Raw genomic sequence first — 16,997 nt, 5'->3', positions numbered from 1 at the left:
GCGGCCTGCAGACTGCCTTCGAAGGCTCTGAACGTGGCAAACATGGGTTAGGCTACTCGCGAATCCATGACGGCCAGGCCCGACGGTGCGCCCGTTCCGCCAGTCGGTGAATGCGCGCCGGGCCTCTGACCACCTGGGAGTCCTCCTGTCCACGTTAGCGACGTCCATGATCCTTGCCGCCGCAGAAGGCCACGAGGACGCGGGCGGCTTCCACACGCCGTCGTTGTCGGACTTCTTCCCGTCCGCCATCGCATTCGGCGAAACCCTCTTCCAGATCGACCGGATCTGGATCATCCGCATCGTCGCGACGATCGTGCTCCTGACGGTCTTCATCGTCGCCGCACGCCGCGCGAAGGTGGTGCCCGGCCGCTTCCAGGCGGCCGTCGAGTACCTCCTCAGCTTCGTGCGGGTGCAGATCGGCGAGGAGATCATGGGCAAGGAGCGCGCCAAGCGCTACGTGCCCATGCTGACCACGATCTTCTTCACGATCCTCGCGTTCAACCTCACGGGGGTCATCCCCGGCCTGAACCTCGCCGCGACCTCGCGGATCGGGGTGCCGCTGCTCCTGGCGCTCTGGGTGTTCGTGACCTACTGGTACGCCGGCATCCAGAAGCACGGCCTGGGCGGCTACCTCAAGGCGAACCTGTTCCCGCCCGGGGTCCCGTGGCCGATCTACTTCATCCTGACGCCGATCGAGCTGCTGCAGATCCTGATCATCCGGCCCGGCTCCCTGATGGTCCGGCTCGTGGCCAACATGGTCGCCGGTCACATCATGCTGGTGCTCTGCTTCGCGGCGACGCAGTTCTTCCTGATCGACTCCGCGGGGACCGGGCTGATGGCCTTCGGTGTGCTGACGCTCCCCGCCGGCATCTTCGTGACGCTGTTCGAGATCCTGGTCGGGTTCCTGCAGGCGTACATCTTCGCCCTGCTGGCCGCGGTGTACATCAACATGTCGCTCGAGGAGGAGCACTGACGGCCTCGGCCGGCCTGCTCGTCGAACGGCACCTGAACTCTTCAACTGAACGAACCCATGGCGATGGGCGCACAGTGCGCTCGTTCGCAACCACGCGACGTCGGACCGATCGGTCGCGGCGCCCAACGGAAGGAAGACGCAAGTGGACGCCATCACTCTCGCCGAGGTCACCGGTAACCTGAACGCGGTCGGCTACGGCCTGGCCGCCACCGGCCCGGGTATCGGTCTCGGTATCCTCATCGGCAAGACGATCGAGGGCATGGCTCGCCAGCCCGAGGTGGCCGGTCAGCTTCGCGCCACCATGTTCCTCGGTGTCGCGTTCGTCGAGGTGCTCGCCCTGCTCGGGCTCGTCGCCGGCTTCCTCTTCCCGGCCGCGTGATGTCGGCGCGCGCGAGCGCCGCCAACATCGTGGCGGCGACGGAAGAACCGGAAGGTATCGACCTGTTCCTGCCCGCCGGCTACGACCTGCTCTGGTCGGCGGTGGTGCTGGTCATCATCGCGGTCGCGTTCTACAGGTACGTGCTGCCCCCGATGAACAAGGTGCTCGACGAGCGCGCCGCACTGATCGAGGGTGGGATCAAGAAGGCCGAGGAGGCGCAGGCCCAGGCCGACAAGGCCCTCGAGGAGCAGGAACGTCTGCTCGTCGAGGCTCGTACGGAGGCCGCGCAGGTGCGCGAGGAGGCTCGCGCCGAGGGCTCCGCGATCATCAAGGACCTCAAGGTCAAGGCGAGCGAGGAAGCGGCTCGGATCACCGAGACCGCACACCGTCAGATCGAGGCCGAGCGCCAGGCGGCGTCGGTGTCGTTGCGGTCCGAGGTCGGCGCGCTGGCGACGGACCTCGCGTCCAGGATCGTCGGCGAGTCGCTCGAGGACTCCGCGCGTCAGTCGCGCGTCGTGGACCGCTTCCTCGACGAGCTCGAGGCGGCCGAGGGCACTGTGGCCGCCGGGAACTCGGTGCCGGCCGGAAGCTCCAAGGAGGCGTGATGCGGGGAACGAGCGGAGCATCGCTGGCGGCGGCGCAGGAGAGGTTCGAGCCGATCCTGCGGGCCGCGGGTGCGGACGCCCTCACGCTCGGCGAGCAGCTGTTCGCCGTCGTCGAGGCGCTGGACGAGTCGGGCGCGCTGCGCCGCTCGCTCTCCGACCCGTCCCGCGCCGGTGAGGACAAGGCCGGCCTGGTGGCCGGACTCCTGGGCCGATTCGACGGACGCGTGATCGACCTGCTCTCCGGCATGGTCCGGTCGCGCTGGTCCAGCGAGACCGACCTGGTGGACGGCATCGAGCGACTCGCGGTGGACGCGACGCTCGCCGCTGCCGAGTCGCGCCGCGCGCTCGAGACCGTCGAGGACGAGCTGTTCCGGGTGACCCGGGTGCTCGTCGGGCAGCGTGAGGCACGCCAGGCGCTGTCGGACACCAGGACGGACGTCGCACGTCGGCGTGCCCTGGTCGACGCGCTGCTGGGCGGCAAGGTCGACCCGGTGACGCAGGAGCTCGCGCAGCGGGCGACGGCACATCCGCGTGGCCGTCGCTTCGTGGCGGCGCTCACCTGGTACGGCGAGGTCGCGGCGGAGCGCCGTCGGCGTCTCGTCGCCATGGTGACCTCGGCGACAGTGCTGACCCAGGTCCAGCAGGAGCGTCTCGGCACGATCCTCGAGCGGTCCTACGGGCGCGCCGTGCAGCTGAACGTCGCCGTCGACCCCGCGGTCGTCGGCGGCCTGCGCATCCAGGTCGGCGCCGACGTCGTCGACTCCACCGTCCTGTCGCGCCTGGCCGACGCGCAGCGTCGCCTGGCCGGCTGAATCACGTGAGTACAACCCTTCCGCCGCGCCCGACCGCGGCACGACAGGAGAAGAGCAATGGCTGAGCTGACGATCCGGCCGGACGAGATCCGTGCCGCGCTGGACAGCTTCGTGAAGTCCTACGAGCCCGACGCCGCGGCGGCCGAGGAGGTGGGCCGCGTCGTCTTCGCCGCCGACGGCATCGCCCGCGTCGAGGGTCTGCCCGGCGCGATGGCCAACGAGCTGCTGCGTTTCGAGGACGGCACGCTCGGCCTCGCGCTGAACCTGGACGTCCGCGAGATCGGTGTGGTCATCCTCGGTGAGTTCACCGGTATCGAGGAGGGCCAGGAGGTCCGCCGCACGGGTGAGGTCCTCTCGGTCCCGGTGGGCGAGGGCTACCTCGGCCGCGTCGTTGACCCGCTGGGCAAGCCGATCGACGGTCTCGGCGAGATCGAGACGGACGGCCGCCGCGCCCTGGAGCTGCAGGCGCCCGGCGTCATGCAGCGCAAGTCGGTGCACGAGCCGCTGCAGACCGGTATCAAGGCGATCGACTCGATGATCCCGATCGGCCGTGGTCAGCGTCAGCTGATCATCGGTGACCGCCAGACCGGCAAGACGGCGATCGCGGTCGACACGATCATCAACCAGAAGACCAACTGGGAGTCGGGCGACCCCGCGAAGCAGGTCCGCTGCATCTACGTCGCCATCGGCCAGAAGGGCTCGACCATCGCCTCCGTGCGTGGTGCGCTCGAGGAGGCCGGTGCCCTGGAGTACACGACGATCGTCGCGGCTCCGGCGTCGGACCCGGCGGGCTTCAAGTACCTCGCCCCGTACACCGGCTCGGCCATCGGCCAGCACTGGATGTACCAGGGCAAGCACGTCCTGATCATCTTCGACGACCTGTCGAAGCAGGCCGAGGCCTACCGCGCCGTGTCGCTGCTGCTGCGCCGCCCGCCGGGTCGCGAGGCGTACCCCGGTGACGTCTTCTACCTGCACTCCCGTCTGCTCGAGCGTTGTGCCAAGCTCAGCGACGACCTGGGCGCGGGCTCGATGACCGGCCTGCCGATCATCGAGACCAAGGCGAACGACGTCTCGGCGTACATCCCGACGAACGTCATCTCCATCACGGACGGCCAGATCTTCCTGCAGTCCGACCTGTTCAACGCCGACCAGCGCCCGGCGGTCGACGTCGGTATCTCGGTCTCCCGAGTCGGCGGCGACGCCCAGGTCAAGGCCATGAAGAAGGTCTCCGGAACCCTGAAGCTGGAGCTGGCGCAGTACCGCTCGCTCGAGGCGTTCGCGATGTTCGCGTCCGACCTCGACGCGGCGTCCCGCGGCCAGCTGCGGCGTGGTGCGGCGCTCATGGAGCTGCTCAAGCAGCCCCAGTACTCGCCGTACGCGGTCGAGGACCAGGTGGCCTCCGTGTGGGCCGGCACGAAGGGCAAGCTGGACGACGTCCCGATCGAGGACATCAAGCGCTTCGAGGCGGAGATGCTGGACCACCTGCGGCGCAAGTCCGACGTCCTGCAGAAGATCGCCGAGACGGGCAAGTGGACCGACGAGACCGAGGCCGCCCTGCAGTCCGGTGTCGACGAGTTCCGCGCGGGCTTCGTCAAGAGTGACGGTGCGGCCCTGGTCGGTGGCGGAGACGGCGAGCCCGTCGACGTCGAGCAGGAGCAGATCGTCGTCTCGAAGAAGGCCTGAGACATGGCCGGAGGCTCCCAGCGCATCTACAAGGCGCGGATCAAGTCGACACAGTCGCTGAAGAAGATGTTCCGCGCGCAGGAGCTCATCGCGGCGTCGCGCATCGGCAAGGCCCGTGCGCGGACCGCCGCGGCGGCTCCCTACGCCACCGCCGTCACGCGTGCCGTGTCGGCCGTGGCGGCGCACGCGAGCATCGACCACCCGCTGACGACCGAGCGGAAGCAGCCCACGGGCCGCGCCGCGGTGTTCGTGGCCGCGTCGGACCGCGGCATGGCGGGGTCGTACTCGGCGTCGATCATCCGTGAGACCGAGCGCCTGATCGATCAGCTCCAGGCCGAGGGCAAGGAGGTCCAGCTGTACGCGGCCGGCCGCCGTGCCATCGCCTACTACACGTTCCGTGGTCGTGAACTCGCGGGCGAGTGGTCGTACGGTTCGGACGCCCCGACGTCGGAGGTCTCGGACGAGATCGCCGACAGCCTCCTGGGCGCCTTCCTGGCGCCCGCCGAGGAGGGTGGCGTCGACGAGCTGCACGTGGTGTCCACGCAGTTCGTGAACATGGTGACGCAACGCCCGCGTGTCGTGCGGATGCTGCCGCTCGAGATCGTCGAGGGCGTCAGCGTCCCCGGCGAGGGCGAGGCCATGCCGCTGTACGACTTCGAGCCGTCCCCGGACGCCGTGCTCGACGCCCTGCTGCCCCGGTACGTCCGGTCCCGGATCTTCGCGGTCCTGCTCGACGCCGCGGCGTCCGAGCTGGCGGCGCGCCAGCGTGCGATGCACACGGCGACCGACAACGCGGAAGACCTCATCCGTACGTACACGCGCCTGGCGAACCAGGCGCGACAGGCCGACATCACCCAGGAGATCAGCGAGATCGTCTCGGGTGCTGACGCCCTGGCATCCGCCTGAATCCGACCCCCGCCGGAGGACCCTCCGGCCCACCGAAGCGAGGCAAGCAATGACCGCCACCACCGTGGAAGCCACGGTCGATCACACGAGCGGCGCCGGCACCGGCCGGGTCTCCCGTGTGACCGGCCCTGTCGTGGACATCGAGTTCCCCGAGGACGCGATCCCCGACATCTACAACGCGCTCACCACCGAGATCGACCTGGGTGAGGATTCCCTCACGCTCACGCTCGAGGTCGCCCAGCACCTCGGTGACTCGCTCGTGCGCGCCATCGCGCTGAAGCCGACCGACGGCCTCGTGCGCGGTGCCACCGTGACCGACACCGGCGCGCCGATCAGCGTGCCCGTCGGTGACATCACCAAGGGCAAGGTCTTCAACGTCACCGGCGACGTGCTCAACCTCGCCGAGGGCGAGAAGTTCGAGGTGACCGAGCGCTGGCCGATCCACCGGACGGCTCCGCCCTTCGACCAGCTCGAGTCCAAGACGACGATGTTCGAGACGGGCATCAAGTCGATCGACCTGCTCACCCCGTACGTGCAGGGCGGGAAGATCGGTCTCTTCGGCGGTGCGGGCGTAGGCAAGACGGTCCTCATCCAGGAGATGATCCAGCGCGTGGCGCAGGACCACGGCGGTGTGTCCGTGTTCGCCGGCGTCGGCGAGCGCACCCGTGAGGGCAACGACCTCATCCACGAGATGGACGAGGCCGGTGTCTTCGACAAGACGGCCCTGGTGTTCGGCCAGATGGACGAGCCGCCGGGCACGCGTCTGCGGGTGGCGCTGTCGGCGCTGACGATGGCGGAGTACTTCCGCGACGTGCAGAAGCAGGACGTGCTGCTGTTCATCGACAACATCTTCCGCTTCACGCAGGCGGGTTCCGAGGTCTCCACGCTGCTCGGCCGTATGCCGTCCGCCGTGGGCTACCAGCCGAACCTCGCCGACGAGATGGGCCTCCTCCAGGAGCGCATCACCTCGACGCGTGGTCACTCCATCACGTCGCTGCAGGCCATCTACGTGCCCGCGGACGACTACACCGACCCGGCCCCGGCCACCACGTTCGCCCACCTGGACGCGACGACCGAGCTCTCCCGTGAGATCGCGTCGAAGGGTCTGTACCCGGCGATCGACCCGCTGGCGTCGACCTCCCGCATCCTCGACCCGCGGTACGTGGGCCAGGAGCACTACGACGTGGCCACCGAGGTGAAGTCGATCCTGCAGCGCAACAAGGAGCTGCAGGACATCATCGCGATCCTCGGTGTGGACGAGCTCTCCGAGGAGGACAAGACGCTGGTCGCGCGTGCACGCCGGATCCAGCAGTTCCTCTCGCAGAACACCTACATGGCCGAGAAGTTCACCGGTGTGGTCGGCTCGACCGTGCCGCTGAGCGAGACCATCGAGGCGTTCAAGAAGATCGCGGCCGGCGAGTTCGACCACATCGCGGAGCAGGCGTTCTACAACATCGGTGGCCTCGAGGACCTCGAGCGCGAGTGGGCCAGGATCCAGAAGGAGTACGGCGCCTGAGGCACCGTACTCCTGCTGGATCTTTCCCCAGTTGGAGTGTGGCGGCTCCAGATCCGTCACCGGGGACGCCGCCGGCCGGGACACCGGCCCGGCGGCGCCCCGCCCGTACTAATCGAGAGGGAGGCCCTGAGTGGCTGAGCTGAACGTGGACCTCGTGGCCACGGACCGCAAGGTCTGGTCCGGCACGGCCAGGATGGTCGTCGCGCCGTCGGCGGAGGGCGAGGTCGGCATCCTGGCGGGCCACCAGCCGCTGCTCGCCGTGCTGCGGCCCGGTAGGGTCACCGTACGCACGGACGACGGCGTGGCGGTGGAGGCCCAGGTCGACGGCGGGTTCGTCTCCGTCGACGAGAACCTGGTCACGATCGTCGTCGACGAGATCGAGCAGGTCTGAGGGAGGCGGCCGTGCCAGGCGTCGTCTGGATCGCGCTGGCGATCGTTGCCGCGATCGCACTGGTCCTCGGCGTGGGCGCTTCTCGCCTGCACACCTTGTCGCGCCGGGTCGGTTCCTTCTCCTGCAACGCGCGCGCGACCGGGCAGGACTCCTGGACCGCCGGGATCGCGCAGTACGCGGTCGGCCGTATCGAGTGGTGGCGCTGCTGGTCGCTCTCGCCCCGGCCGGCCCGCACCTGGCACCGCGAACGGCTCGAGCTGGTCGGCCGGGAGGAGTTCGACGACGACGGCCCCGAGCACTACCTCGTCCGGTGCCGCTACGACGGCCTGGACTTCGAGCTGGACCTGGACTCGGGTGACTACTTCGGGTTTGCCTCGTGGCTCGAGGCCGCCCCGCCAGGTCGCCGCGACCTGGTCCTGTAAGAGGGTGCGCACCCTCGACCTCTAAGGAGAATCCTTGCGTCTCGTCGTCGCCGACTGTTCCGCCCGCTACACCGGGCGACTCACCGCTCACCTGCCTCTCGCGACACGGCTGATCGTGGTCAAGGCCGACGGGAGCGTGCTGCTGCACTCCGACGGCGGTTCGTACAAGCCGCTGAACTGGATGAGCCCGCCGTGCACGATGACGGAGGCCGTTCCCGGGGCGGACGCGGCGGAACGCGGCGTCGCGCAGGTCTGGACGGTGCAGCACAAGAAGTCCGACGACCGCCTGGAGATCGACCTGCACACCGTGCACCACGACTCCGCCCACGACCTCGGTATCGATCCCGGCCTGGTCAAGGACGGCGTCGAGGCGCATCTCCAGGAGCTGCTCGCGGAGCAGATCGGCCTGCTCGGCGACGGCAGCACCCTGATCCGGCGTGAGTACATGACGGCGATCGGCCCGGTCGACATCCTGGCCCGCGATCCCGCGGGAGCCACCGTGGCGGTCGAGATCAAGCGCCGCGGTGAGATCGACGGCGTCGAGCAGCTCACGCGCTACCTGGAACTCCTGAACCGCGACCCGCTGCTCTCGCCGGTCCGCGGTATCTTCGCCGCCCAGGAGATCAAGCCGCAGGCGCGCGTGCTCGCCACGGATCGCGGCATCACCTGCCTGACGCTGGACTACGACGCCATGCGGGGCGTCGACGACCCGGACTCCCGCCTGTTCTGAGCGAGCGCCCCCGACCGCGCCGTGCGGTTCCTTGCGCCCCCGTGCCGTTCCCGCCGCTCCAGCGCGGGACGAGCGCAAAGGGCGGCATGGTCCACCGGCTCGTACGGCAGGATGGGGGCATGCCGGAGAAGACTTCCATGGTCGTCCTGCGAGGGCGAGTGCTCCTGCCCGAGGCGATGATCGACGACGGCGTCGTGGTCACCCGGGGAGATCGGCTGGCGTTCGTCGGATCGGCCGCCGAAGCCCGCGAGGCCGGCCTCGACGCGCAGCTCGGCCAGGTACCGCCGTCGTACGACTACCTGCTGCCGGGGCTCGTCGACCTGCACAACCACGGCGGGGGAGGCGTCGGATTCCCTGACGCGACCAGCGCCGCCGAGGCGCTGCACGCCGTCCTCGAACACCGGCGGCACGGTACGACGACGATGCTGGCCTCCCTCGTCACGGCCGACCCGGACACCCTCGCGGCACGGGCGGCGATGCTCGCGGATCTCGCCGATGCCGGGGAGATCGCGGGGATCCATGCCGAAGGGCCGTTCCTCTCGTACGAACGTCGCGGCGCGCACAACCCCGCGGACCTGCGCGACGGCGACGCCGCGCTGGTGCGGGACCTGGCGAAGGCCGCGCGGGGGCACCTGGCGACGATGACGGTGGCGCCGGAGATCCCGGGCGTCGCGGGCCCGGGCGGCGCCGCGACGGCCCTCATCGAGATGGGGGCCATCCCGTCGCTCGGCCACACGGACGGCACGACGGAAGCGGCGGAGACGCTGATCTCCCAGGTCGCCGCGGGTCTGCGCCTGGCCGCGGAGGTCGCGGGGACGCTCGGGCACCGCGAGATGACGGCCACGCACCTCTTCAACGGCATGCGCCCGCTGCACCACCGGGCTCCGGGCCCCGTGGCGGCCTGCTTCGCGGCGGCGGCGCGCGGCGACCTCGTCGTCGAGCTCATCGCGGACGGCGTCCATCTCGATCCGGCCACGGTGCGCACGGTGTTCGGGACGGTGGGCGCGGACCAGGTGGCCCTCGTCACGGACGCGATGGCGGCCGCCGGGATGGCGGACGGTTCCTACGACCTGGGCCCGATGTCGGTCACGGTGCGTGACGGCGTCGCCCGCCTCAGCGACCCCGACGACCCCGCCGGCGGTGCGATCGCCGGCGGTACGGCTCACCTGATCGACGTCGTGCGCCACACCGTCGCTGCGGGAGTCCCGCTCCTGGACGCAGTGCGGTCCGCGTCGGCGGTGCCGGCCCGGGTGCTCGGGCTGGACCGGGAACTCGGCACGCTCGCCCGCGGGAGACGCGCGGACGTGCTCGTGGCGGACGAGGGACTGCGGCCACGACGAGTCCTGCGCGGCGGCGCCGAGGTCGAGCGGTAACGCTCGCGGGCGGCGGCGTGCCTGCCCCTGGCGGGCGCGGCCTCGCGGGCGCCGCCACGCGCGTGCCACCTCGCGGTAACACGCCGCTGTTACGGTGCGGGCCATGACGACACGCTTCGAGCCGGGCGCCACCGTGGTACGCCGCGAGATCATGCGCGGCGAGCCGTGGATCGCGATTCCGCAGGTCTGCGTGCACGACGACGGCGACCTGCTCGTGACCTACACGCCGGGCGGCTCACCCTTCGGGTATCCGGAATCGGGGACGTTTCCCGTCGGCCGGCATCCGTGGCTGCTCGGCGGCGCCACGCACTGGCGGGGACACGGCCGTCTCGAACTGCACTGGACGGGCGTCGAGCACTCGATCTTCCTGTTCTGGGCGGGCGACGAGCGCGAGTTCCAGGGCTGGTACTTCAACCTGGAGGACGCCCCGCGGCGCACGCCGATCGGGTTCGACACGCTGGACCACGAGCTCGACGTGTGGTGGGCGGCGGACGCGGAGACCTACGAGTTCAAGGACGTCGAGGAGTTCGAGGCGACGGGGCCCGCGCGCTACCCCGGCCGGATGGCCGGGATCCGGGCCGAGGCGGATCGCATCGCCGGCCTGCTGGACGCGGGCGACCACTGGTGGGACAAGTCCTGGGCGGACTGGACCCCGGACCCGGCGTGGCGCCCGCGCGCCCTCCCCTCGGACTGGACCACGGTCCCGTTCGAGGCGCGCTGACCCCGGTCCGCCTGCCTGGCGCCGGACGCCGACGAGCCATGAGCCTGCTTGCGTTCCGGACCCCTGTGACGCAAGCAGGCTCATGGCCCGGCCACGCTCAGCTCGGCGGAACCTTGAACGTGTCGCGCAGCAGCGGCGCGCCCGCCGACGGGCCGGCCGCCACGTCGTAGGTTCCCAGCTGGATCCGGAGCTCGTCCGCTGTCTCGTCCCAGACCGCGAGCCGGTCCAGGTGCAGCGGGACGACGACGTCGCGGGTCTCGCCCGGGGAGAGCCGTACCCGCGCATGGCCCAGCAGCATCCGGCGCGGGGTCTCGATCGGCGCCTCGGGCAGGCCCAGCGAGTACACCTGGACCAGTTCCTCGGCCGCCCGGTCGGAGTCGTTGCGTACGGTGACTGTCGCCGACCGCGGCTCCCCGGCGCCGAGCCCCTGGGGGCCGGAGACGTCGAACGCCACGTACGCGACGTCCGCGTACCCCAGGCCGTGCCCCAGCCAGAACGCCGGCTCGCCCTCCTGCCATCGGTACGTCTGCCCCTGGGCCCGCACGTCGTAGTCGAACAGGTCGCCCGCCTGCTCACTCGTCGCGGGCCAGGTCTGCGCCAGCCGCCCGTACGGTTCGGTGTCCCCGGACAGCACGTCCACCAGCCCGTGCCCGAGCTCCTGGCCGGCGTGGCACGTCCACACCACGGCCCGCGCGTCGTCGTACGCCTCGTCCAGCACGTAGGGGTACGACGAGACCACCACCAGCACCGATGCCGCGTTCGTGTCCCGCGCTGCCCGCCACAGCGCCCGCATCGGCGCAGGCAGCACCAGCGACGGGCGGTCCTCCGTCTCGCGCCCCAGCAGGTGCGGGTCGCTCCCGACGGCGACGAACACGGCGTCCGCTCCGTTCGCCGCCCGCGCGACGTCGTCGGCCCCGGTGTACAGGGTCCGCCACGCGAAGCGGGTGGCGTCCTCGGGCCGCGTTGCGTCGGCGACGACCACGCCCACGTCGCGCTGGACGCGCAGCCAGCGCCCGCTCCCGACGTGCTGGAGCACCCACGCACCGCCGACGTCGAGCCGCCGGAACGACTCCTGCACCACCCAGCCGCCCACCCGGTCCGCGTCGGCGGTCACGACCCAGCCGGCGGCCGTCAGCAGCCTGCCTGACGCCACGGACCGCAGCGTGAGCAGGCCGTCACCCCAGCCGGTCACGTCGAACCAGGTGTCGAACGTCGCCTCGGAGGCCCGGGCGGTCACTGTCCCGTCGTCGTCCACGGAGATCCACGCCTCCGGGCCGAGTGCCCGCAGGGCCACGCGGTCGGCGCCGGTGACCACGTCGACCCGGGTGCCAGGCCAGCGCTCCCGGACGGCCTCGGCGAGCGTGACCGCGTACGGCGGCGTCCCGGAGTACCAGTCCGTGAGGACCTGATCGGCGTGCGGGCCGACGACGGCGATCCGCGGGGAGGCCTCCGGGTCCTCGGACCTGCCGGGTGCCGCTCCGTCGCGCGCGGCCTCGGACGCGGGCGAGCTCAGGGGGAGCAGCCCGTCGTTGCGCAGCACCACCACGGACTTCGCCGCTCCCTCGCGGGCGAGTGCCCGGTGCTCCGGCAGATCGATCGCCTCGGGCCCGATCACCCGGTACGGGTCGGCGCCGGGGAGTTCCGGATCGTCCAGCTCACCGGTCCGGATCCGCATCTCGAGGAGCCGCAGCGCGGCGGCGTCGACGTCGTCCCGCGTCAGCAGGCCGGTCTCCAGGGCGGTGCGCAGCCGCCCCAGCGTCACGGAGGTATCCCGGTCGTTGTCGGTGAAGGAGTCCACCCCGGCCCGCACCATCGCGGCGTGCCCCGCGGGATGGTCCGGGAACGCGCGCTGCACGGTCACGAGGAAGGTCGGGGCGCCGGCATCGGACACGACGGCGAGCGACCCCGGCGCCGCCTCCCGCAGCCGCGCGATCAGGCCCGCACAGACGTGCGCGGGCACCCCGTTGACGCGGTTGTACGACGGCATCACGGCCCCGGCCGCACCTGCCTCGAGCGGCCCGAGGTAGCAGGGCAGCTCGTACTCGTGCAGGCTGCGCGGATCGAGGTTCGACGACGTCGCCGTGCGGTCCGTCTCGTTCCCGTAGCCCAGGAAGTGCTTCAGCGTCGGCACCGTCTTCCAGACGCGTTCGTCGTCGCCCCGCAGGCCCTCGCAGTACGACGTGGCCAGCGCCGCGACGAGCCACGGCTCCTCGCCGTACCCCTCCTCTCCGCGTCCCCAGGCGGGATGGCGCAGCGGGTTCACCACGGGCGCCCAGACGTTGAGGCTCACCGCCGGGTCCGCGGCGTGCTTCGCCCGGACCTCGGTCGACACCGCGTCGCCGATCCGCCGGAGCAGGTCGGCATCCCACGTGGCACCGAGGCCCACGGGCTGGGGGAACACGGTCGCGGTGCCCAGCCACGCCAGGCCGTGCAGGGCCTCGGTGCCGGTGTGGAAGGCAGGGATCCCGAGCCGGTCGACAGGCGGCTGGTGCTGGTGCAGGAGCGCGAGGCGCTCGTCGGGCGTGAGCCGGTCCAGCAGGTCGCGTGCGCGGTCGGGGAGGGCAGGACGGGGGTCGCGGAACAGGGGCGAGGCAGACACGACGTCGTGTTCCTTCCACTCGAATCGGTTCAACGGCGAGGATACTCGCAAGCATTGATATGTCACGCCCCATTGCCCTATCGTCAGCGATAACGACTCGTTGAAGCGCTTCGACGACATGGTAGCGGGAAACGGTTGCCGCTACTGTCGTCGGGCGCCGGCCACAGTGCAGTGCGTCGCTCACGAAGGAGTGAATTCCATGTCCCATAACCCCCTGACCGCGGCATCGACCGCCGTCGTCCCCGTGAACCGCCGGTCCTTCCTCGGCCTCGTCGCGTTGGGAGCGGGCGCCGTTGGCGTCCCGTCCTTGCTCACGGCCTGCTCGACCGGACCGGCAGGGCCGACCGAGGGCGGAGGTGTCGTGAGTTCCGGTGTTCTGCCCACCTACGTCCCGGTCGAGTACGTGACGCCGGACTTCCCGGGCGTGAACGGCTCGACCGCGGGCTACACCTCGATCCCGCAGGAGCTCGTCACCGCGTTCGAGACGCCACCGGGGGCAGGCGGGACCTACACGGCGATGACCCCGCTGTGGAGCGCGATCCCCAAGATCGACGGCAACCCGTACTTCGAGGCGGTCAGCGCGGCGATGGGCACCACCATCGACTTCCAGATCTCGGACGGCAACACCTACGGCGACAAGCTCGCCGCCGTTCTCGCCTCGGAGAGGGACGTGCCCGACTGGGTCTGCATTCCGACCTGGAACGTCCCCCCGCGGTTCAGCCAGGCCGTCGACGCGCTGTTCGAGGACCTCACGCCGTACCTGTCCGGCGACAACATCACGAAGTACAAGAACCTGGCGAACCTCCCCACGGACGCCTGGCGGTACTCCGTCTTCAACGACAAGCTCTACGGCCTGCCCTTCCCCGGCGGGCTGATCGCCAACGCGACCTTCCACCGGGCCGACATCTTCGCCGAGCTCGGTATCACCGAGCAGCCCAGGGACGCCGACGAGTTCATCGAGCTCGCCAAGGAACTGACGGACCCGGACAAGAACCGCTGGGGCTCGGCCGACCAGTGGATCGCGGCGAACATGATGTTCGCGGTGCCGCCGACGGACAACTGGAAGCTCGCCGACGACGGCTCGCTGATCAGCCGGATGGAGTCCGAGGAGTACCGCGCGGCGCTGGACTGGCAGACGCGGTTGTACAAGTCGGGCGCGGTGCATCCCGACGCCGTGGCCGACAAGCCCGAGCAGATCAAGCCCCTGTTCGAGTCCGGCCAGATCGTGATCAGCACGGACGGCGTCGGCGGCTGGCACGAGTCGCTGGGCCGGGTGCTCCCCAGCAACCCGGACTTCGACCCGCAGCCGTTCGCCCCGATCGCGCACGACGGCGGCACCCCGCGGCTGTGGAAGGGCTCACCGGCGAGCATCTTCTCCTTCCTCAAGAAGCGCGAGAACAAGGCCGAGATCGAGGAGCTGCTCGCCGCTGCCGACTTCCTCGCCTCGCCGTTCGGTACCGCGGAGTACCAGCTCATCAACTACGGCGTCGAGGGCGACCACTACACCCTGGACGAGAACGGCCTCCCGGTGGCCACCGAGGCCGCCGCCACCGAGGTGGCGCAGTCGTACATCTTCCTCGTGGACCCGCCCGTGGTGAACACCAAGGTGCAGTACCCGGGCTACGTCGAGGACTACTGCACGTGGATGGCCGACGCGGCGCAGTACGTCGAGGAGCCCTTGTTCTTCGGCACACAGATCTCCGAGCCGCAGCAGTACGCGTCGCTGAAGACGCCGTTCGAGGACCTGGAGAAGGACATCGCGCGCGGCCGCAAGACCCTCGCCGACCTCGACGAGGCCATCGAGACCTGGCGGTCGTCCGGCGGTGAGGAACTGCGCGCGTTCTACCAGGACATCCTGGACGAGCAATGAGCGTGCACGTGGAGTCCCGCGAGGGACCTCCGGGGACGACGGCGGACGGCGGGCGCGGATCGCGCAGGCCACCCGCCCCGCCGTCGTCGGCCCCGGGAAAGCGCCGGAAGCTCACCCTCCGCACGCGGCTGCGCCGCGACGGGGCGCTGCTGCTGATGGTGCTGCCGGCGGTGGGCCTGCTCGCGGTGTTCGCGTACGTGCCGATGCTCGGCAACATCATCGCGTGGCAGGACTACTCGCCCTACACGGGGTTCCTGAACAGCCCGTTCGTGGGCTGGTGGAACTTCGAGCGGGTGTTCACCAACCCGTTGTTCCTCGACGCGGTCGCCAACACGCTGATCATCTCGGCGTTCCAGATCGTGCTGTTCTTCCCGGTCCCGATCGTGCTGGCCCTGCTGCTGCACAGCGTGCTGTCGCCGGCCGTGCGGACCACGATCCAGTCGATCGTGTACCTGCCGCACTTCTTCTCCTGGGTGATCGTCGTGACGATCTTCCAGCAGATCTTCGGCGGCGCGGGGTTCGTGGCCGGACAGCTGCGGGAGGCGGGGCTCACCGGGTTCGACCTCATGACGAATCCCGACACCTTCTATCTGCTGATCACCGCCCAGGCGGTCTGGAAGGACGCCGGGTGGGGGATCATCATCTTCCTCGCGGCCCTCAGCACGGTGAACCCGAACCTGTACGAGGCGGCGGTGGTCGACGGCGCCGGACGGTGGCGGCGCATGTGGCATGTCACGCTGCCCGCACTGCGACCGGTGATCGTGCTGCTGCTCATCCTGCGGCTGGGCGACTCGCTCACGGTGGGCTTCGAACAGCTCATCCTGCAGCGCAACGCGGTGGGCGTGGGCGTGTCGGAGGTGCTCGACACCTTCGTCTACTACCAGGGCGTCGTCAACGGCGACTGGGCGTTCGCGGCGGCGGCCGGTCTGGTCAAGGGCATCGTGTCGCTGGTGCTGGTGCTGGCCGCGAACCGGGTGGCGCATGTTTTCGGGGAATCGGGGGTGTATCAGCGTGCTGAGCGCTAGTTCGTACCGGAAGATCCTGCGGGGCAAGAACCGGCCCGTCTGGGAGGAGGGCCCGAACCCGGCGGGGCTCGTGGTCAAGGCTCTGGTGCTGCTGGCCGTCGTCGCGGCCGTGCTGTTCCCGCTGTACACGATCGTGCTGACGAGCTTGTCGTCACAGGCCGACGTCACGCGGTCCGGCGGGCTCGTGACCGTGCCCGGGACGCTGTCCCTGGCCGCGTACGAGCAGATCCTGTCCGGGGGGATCGTGACGCAGGCGACGATGGTGTCCATCGGGGTGACGACGGTCGGCACGGTGCTGTCGACCGCGGTCTCGATCCTCGCGGCCTACGGGATGAGCCGGCCGGGGTCGCTGTGGCACCGGCAGATCCTGTTCGTCTTCCTCATCACGATGTTCTTCGGCGCCGGGATGATCCCTACGTATCTGCTGGTGAGCGGTCTCGGATTGATCGACTCGTTGTGGTCGCTGATCCTGCCGACGGCGGTCTCGGCGTTCAACGTGCTGATCCTGCGGGCGTTCTTCATGGGGATCGACCGCGAGATCCTCGACGCCGCGCGCGTCGACGGGGCGAGCGACTGGCTGGTCCTGGGGAAGATCGTGCTGCCGATGTCGAAGGCGGCGGTCGCCGTCATCGCCCTGTTCTACGGGGTGGCGTACTGGAACGCGTTCTTCAACGCGATGCTGTACATCAACGACAACGCCAAGTGGCCGCTGCAGCTCGTGCTGCGCTCCTACGTGCTGCAGGGCGTGACGCTGCCCGGCAGCGGGACCGGTCAGATCGACGTCGACGACGGCGCCGTGACGGGCCTGCCCGTGAAGATGGCCGTACTGGTGCTGGCCGTGATCCCGGTGCTGATCGTGTACCCGTTCGTGCAGCGGCACTTCACGAAGGGGGTGATCCTGGGCGCGATCAAGGGGTAGACGGCGATGTGTGGCCGGGCGGGACGCCGGGAGGTGCGCATGCCGTCCGTCTGCCTCCGGGCCGGGATGTTCG

Annotated in this window: 16 protein-coding genes; 15 read left to right on the top strand and 1 reads right to left on the bottom strand. The window is 70.2% G+C overall.

All coding sequences use genetic code 11. The features are described 5' to 3' along the window. Positions 1 to 166: 166 nt before the first annotated feature. From atpB to ACYVK5_RS20725, 12 genes are all read left to right on the top strand, one after another. Positions 167 to 973 carry a F0F1 ATP synthase subunit A gene (atpB, locus tag ACYVK5_RS20780; RefSeq protein WP_460707890.1) on the top strand — a complete coding sequence of 269 codons (807 nt, stop codon included), beginning with the start codon at positions 167 to 169 and terminating at the stop codon, positions 971 to 973. 142 nt (positions 974 to 1,115) lie between these two features. After that, positions 1,116 to 1,352: an ATP synthase F0 subunit C gene (locus tag ACYVK5_RS20775; protein WP_192861434.1), complete on the top strand. Its 237-nt coding sequence runs from the start codon at positions 1,116 to 1,118 to the stop codon at positions 1,350 to 1,352. Beyond that, the gene (locus ACYVK5_RS20770; RefSeq protein ID WP_460707889.1) at positions 1,352 to 1,957 is read left to right on the top strand and encodes a F0F1 ATP synthase subunit B; all 606 of its coding nucleotides are present in this window, start codon (positions 1,352 to 1,354) and stop codon (positions 1,955 to 1,957) included. Before ACYVK5_RS20775 ends, ACYVK5_RS20770 begins: the two co-directional genes overlap by 1 nt. Further along, positions 1,957 to 2,769, top strand: a complete 813-nt coding sequence (locus ACYVK5_RS20765; RefSeq protein ID WP_460707888.1) for a F0F1 ATP synthase subunit delta — start codon at positions 1,957 to 1,959, stop codon at positions 2,767 to 2,769. The genes ACYVK5_RS20770 and ACYVK5_RS20765 overlap by 1 nt, the downstream gene beginning before the upstream one ends. 57 nt (positions 2,770 to 2,826) lie before the next feature. Continuing rightward, entirely contained in the window at positions 2,827 to 4,452 is a 1,626-nt protein-coding gene (gene atpA / locus ACYVK5_RS20760; RefSeq protein ID WP_460707887.1) for a F0F1 ATP synthase subunit alpha, read from the top strand. A 3-nt stretch (positions 4,453 to 4,455) separates the two neighbouring features. Then, positions 4,456 to 5,358, top strand: a complete 903-nt coding sequence (locus tag ACYVK5_RS20755; RefSeq protein ID WP_460707886.1) for a F0F1 ATP synthase subunit gamma — start codon at positions 4,456 to 4,458, stop codon at positions 5,356 to 5,358. Between the two features lie 49 nt (positions 5,359 to 5,407). Continuing rightward, on the top strand, positions 5,408 to 6,874 hold the full coding sequence (gene atpD, locus ACYVK5_RS20750; protein ID WP_460707885.1) for a F0F1 ATP synthase subunit beta: 1,467 nt from the start codon (positions 5,408 to 5,410) through the stop codon (positions 6,872 to 6,874). Positions 6,875 to 7,004: 130 nt separating this feature from the next. Then, positions 7,005 to 7,265: a F0F1 ATP synthase subunit epsilon gene (locus tag ACYVK5_RS20745; RefSeq protein ID WP_460707884.1), complete on the top strand. Its 261-nt coding sequence runs from the start codon at positions 7,005 to 7,007 to the stop codon at positions 7,263 to 7,265. Between the two features lie 11 nt (positions 7,266 to 7,276). Further along, positions 7,277 to 7,687, top strand: coding sequence for a DUF2550 domain-containing protein (locus ACYVK5_RS20740; protein ID WP_460707883.1), 411 nt, complete (start codon positions 7,277 to 7,279; stop codon positions 7,685 to 7,687). A 34-nt stretch (positions 7,688 to 7,721) separates the two neighbouring features. Next, complete coding sequence (gene nucS / locus ACYVK5_RS20735; protein WP_460707882.1) at positions 7,722 to 8,417, top strand: endonuclease NucS; 696 nt, start codon at positions 7,722 to 7,724, stop codon at positions 8,415 to 8,417. 119 nt (positions 8,418 to 8,536) lie between these two features. Beyond that, positions 8,537 to 9,790 carry an N-acetylglucosamine-6-phosphate deacetylase gene (locus ACYVK5_RS20730; protein ID WP_460707881.1) on the top strand — a complete coding sequence of 418 codons (1,254 nt, stop codon included), beginning with the start codon at positions 8,537 to 8,539 and terminating at the stop codon, positions 9,788 to 9,790. 103 nt (positions 9,791 to 9,893) lie between these two features. Next, positions 9,894 to 10,511: a ribonuclease FAU-1 family protein gene (locus ACYVK5_RS20725; protein WP_460707880.1), complete on the top strand. Its 618-nt coding sequence runs from the start codon at positions 9,894 to 9,896 to the stop codon at positions 10,509 to 10,511. A gap of 97 nt (positions 10,512 to 10,608) precedes the next feature. Here the strand turns inward: ACYVK5_RS20725 and ACYVK5_RS20720 are convergent, their stop codons facing one another. After that, positions 10,609 to 13,110, bottom strand: coding sequence for a glycoside hydrolase family 3 C-terminal domain-containing protein (locus ACYVK5_RS20720; protein ID WP_460707879.1), 2,502 nt, complete (start codon positions 13,108 to 13,110; stop codon positions 10,609 to 10,611). Between the two features lie 199 nt (positions 13,111 to 13,309). Between ACYVK5_RS20720 and ACYVK5_RS20715 the strand changes: the two genes are divergently transcribed. From ACYVK5_RS20715 to ACYVK5_RS20705, 3 genes are read left to right on the top strand one after another with little or no spacing between them, the layout of a single operon-like run. After that, positions 13,310 to 14,980: an extracellular solute-binding protein gene (locus ACYVK5_RS20715; protein ID WP_460707878.1), complete on the top strand. Its 1,671-nt coding sequence runs from the start codon at positions 13,310 to 13,312 to the stop codon at positions 14,978 to 14,980. Continuing rightward, on the top strand, positions 14,977 to 16,005 hold the full coding sequence (locus tag ACYVK5_RS20710; protein ID WP_460707876.1) for an ABC transporter permease: 1,029 nt from the start codon (positions 14,977 to 14,979) through the stop codon (positions 16,003 to 16,005). Before ACYVK5_RS20715 ends, ACYVK5_RS20710 begins: the two co-directional genes overlap by 4 nt. Next, positions 15,992 to 16,924 carry a carbohydrate ABC transporter permease gene (locus ACYVK5_RS20705; RefSeq protein ID WP_460707875.1) on the top strand — a complete coding sequence of 311 codons (933 nt, stop codon included), beginning with the start codon at positions 15,992 to 15,994 and terminating at the stop codon, positions 16,922 to 16,924. Before ACYVK5_RS20710 ends, ACYVK5_RS20705 begins: the two co-directional genes overlap by 14 nt. Positions 16,925 to 16,997: the final 73 nt, after the last annotated feature.

It is taken from the genome of Myceligenerans halotolerans, assembly GCF_054782975.1.
Note: the sequence above shows the minus strand (reverse complement) of the source record. Positions and strands in the feature narration are given on the sequence as shown.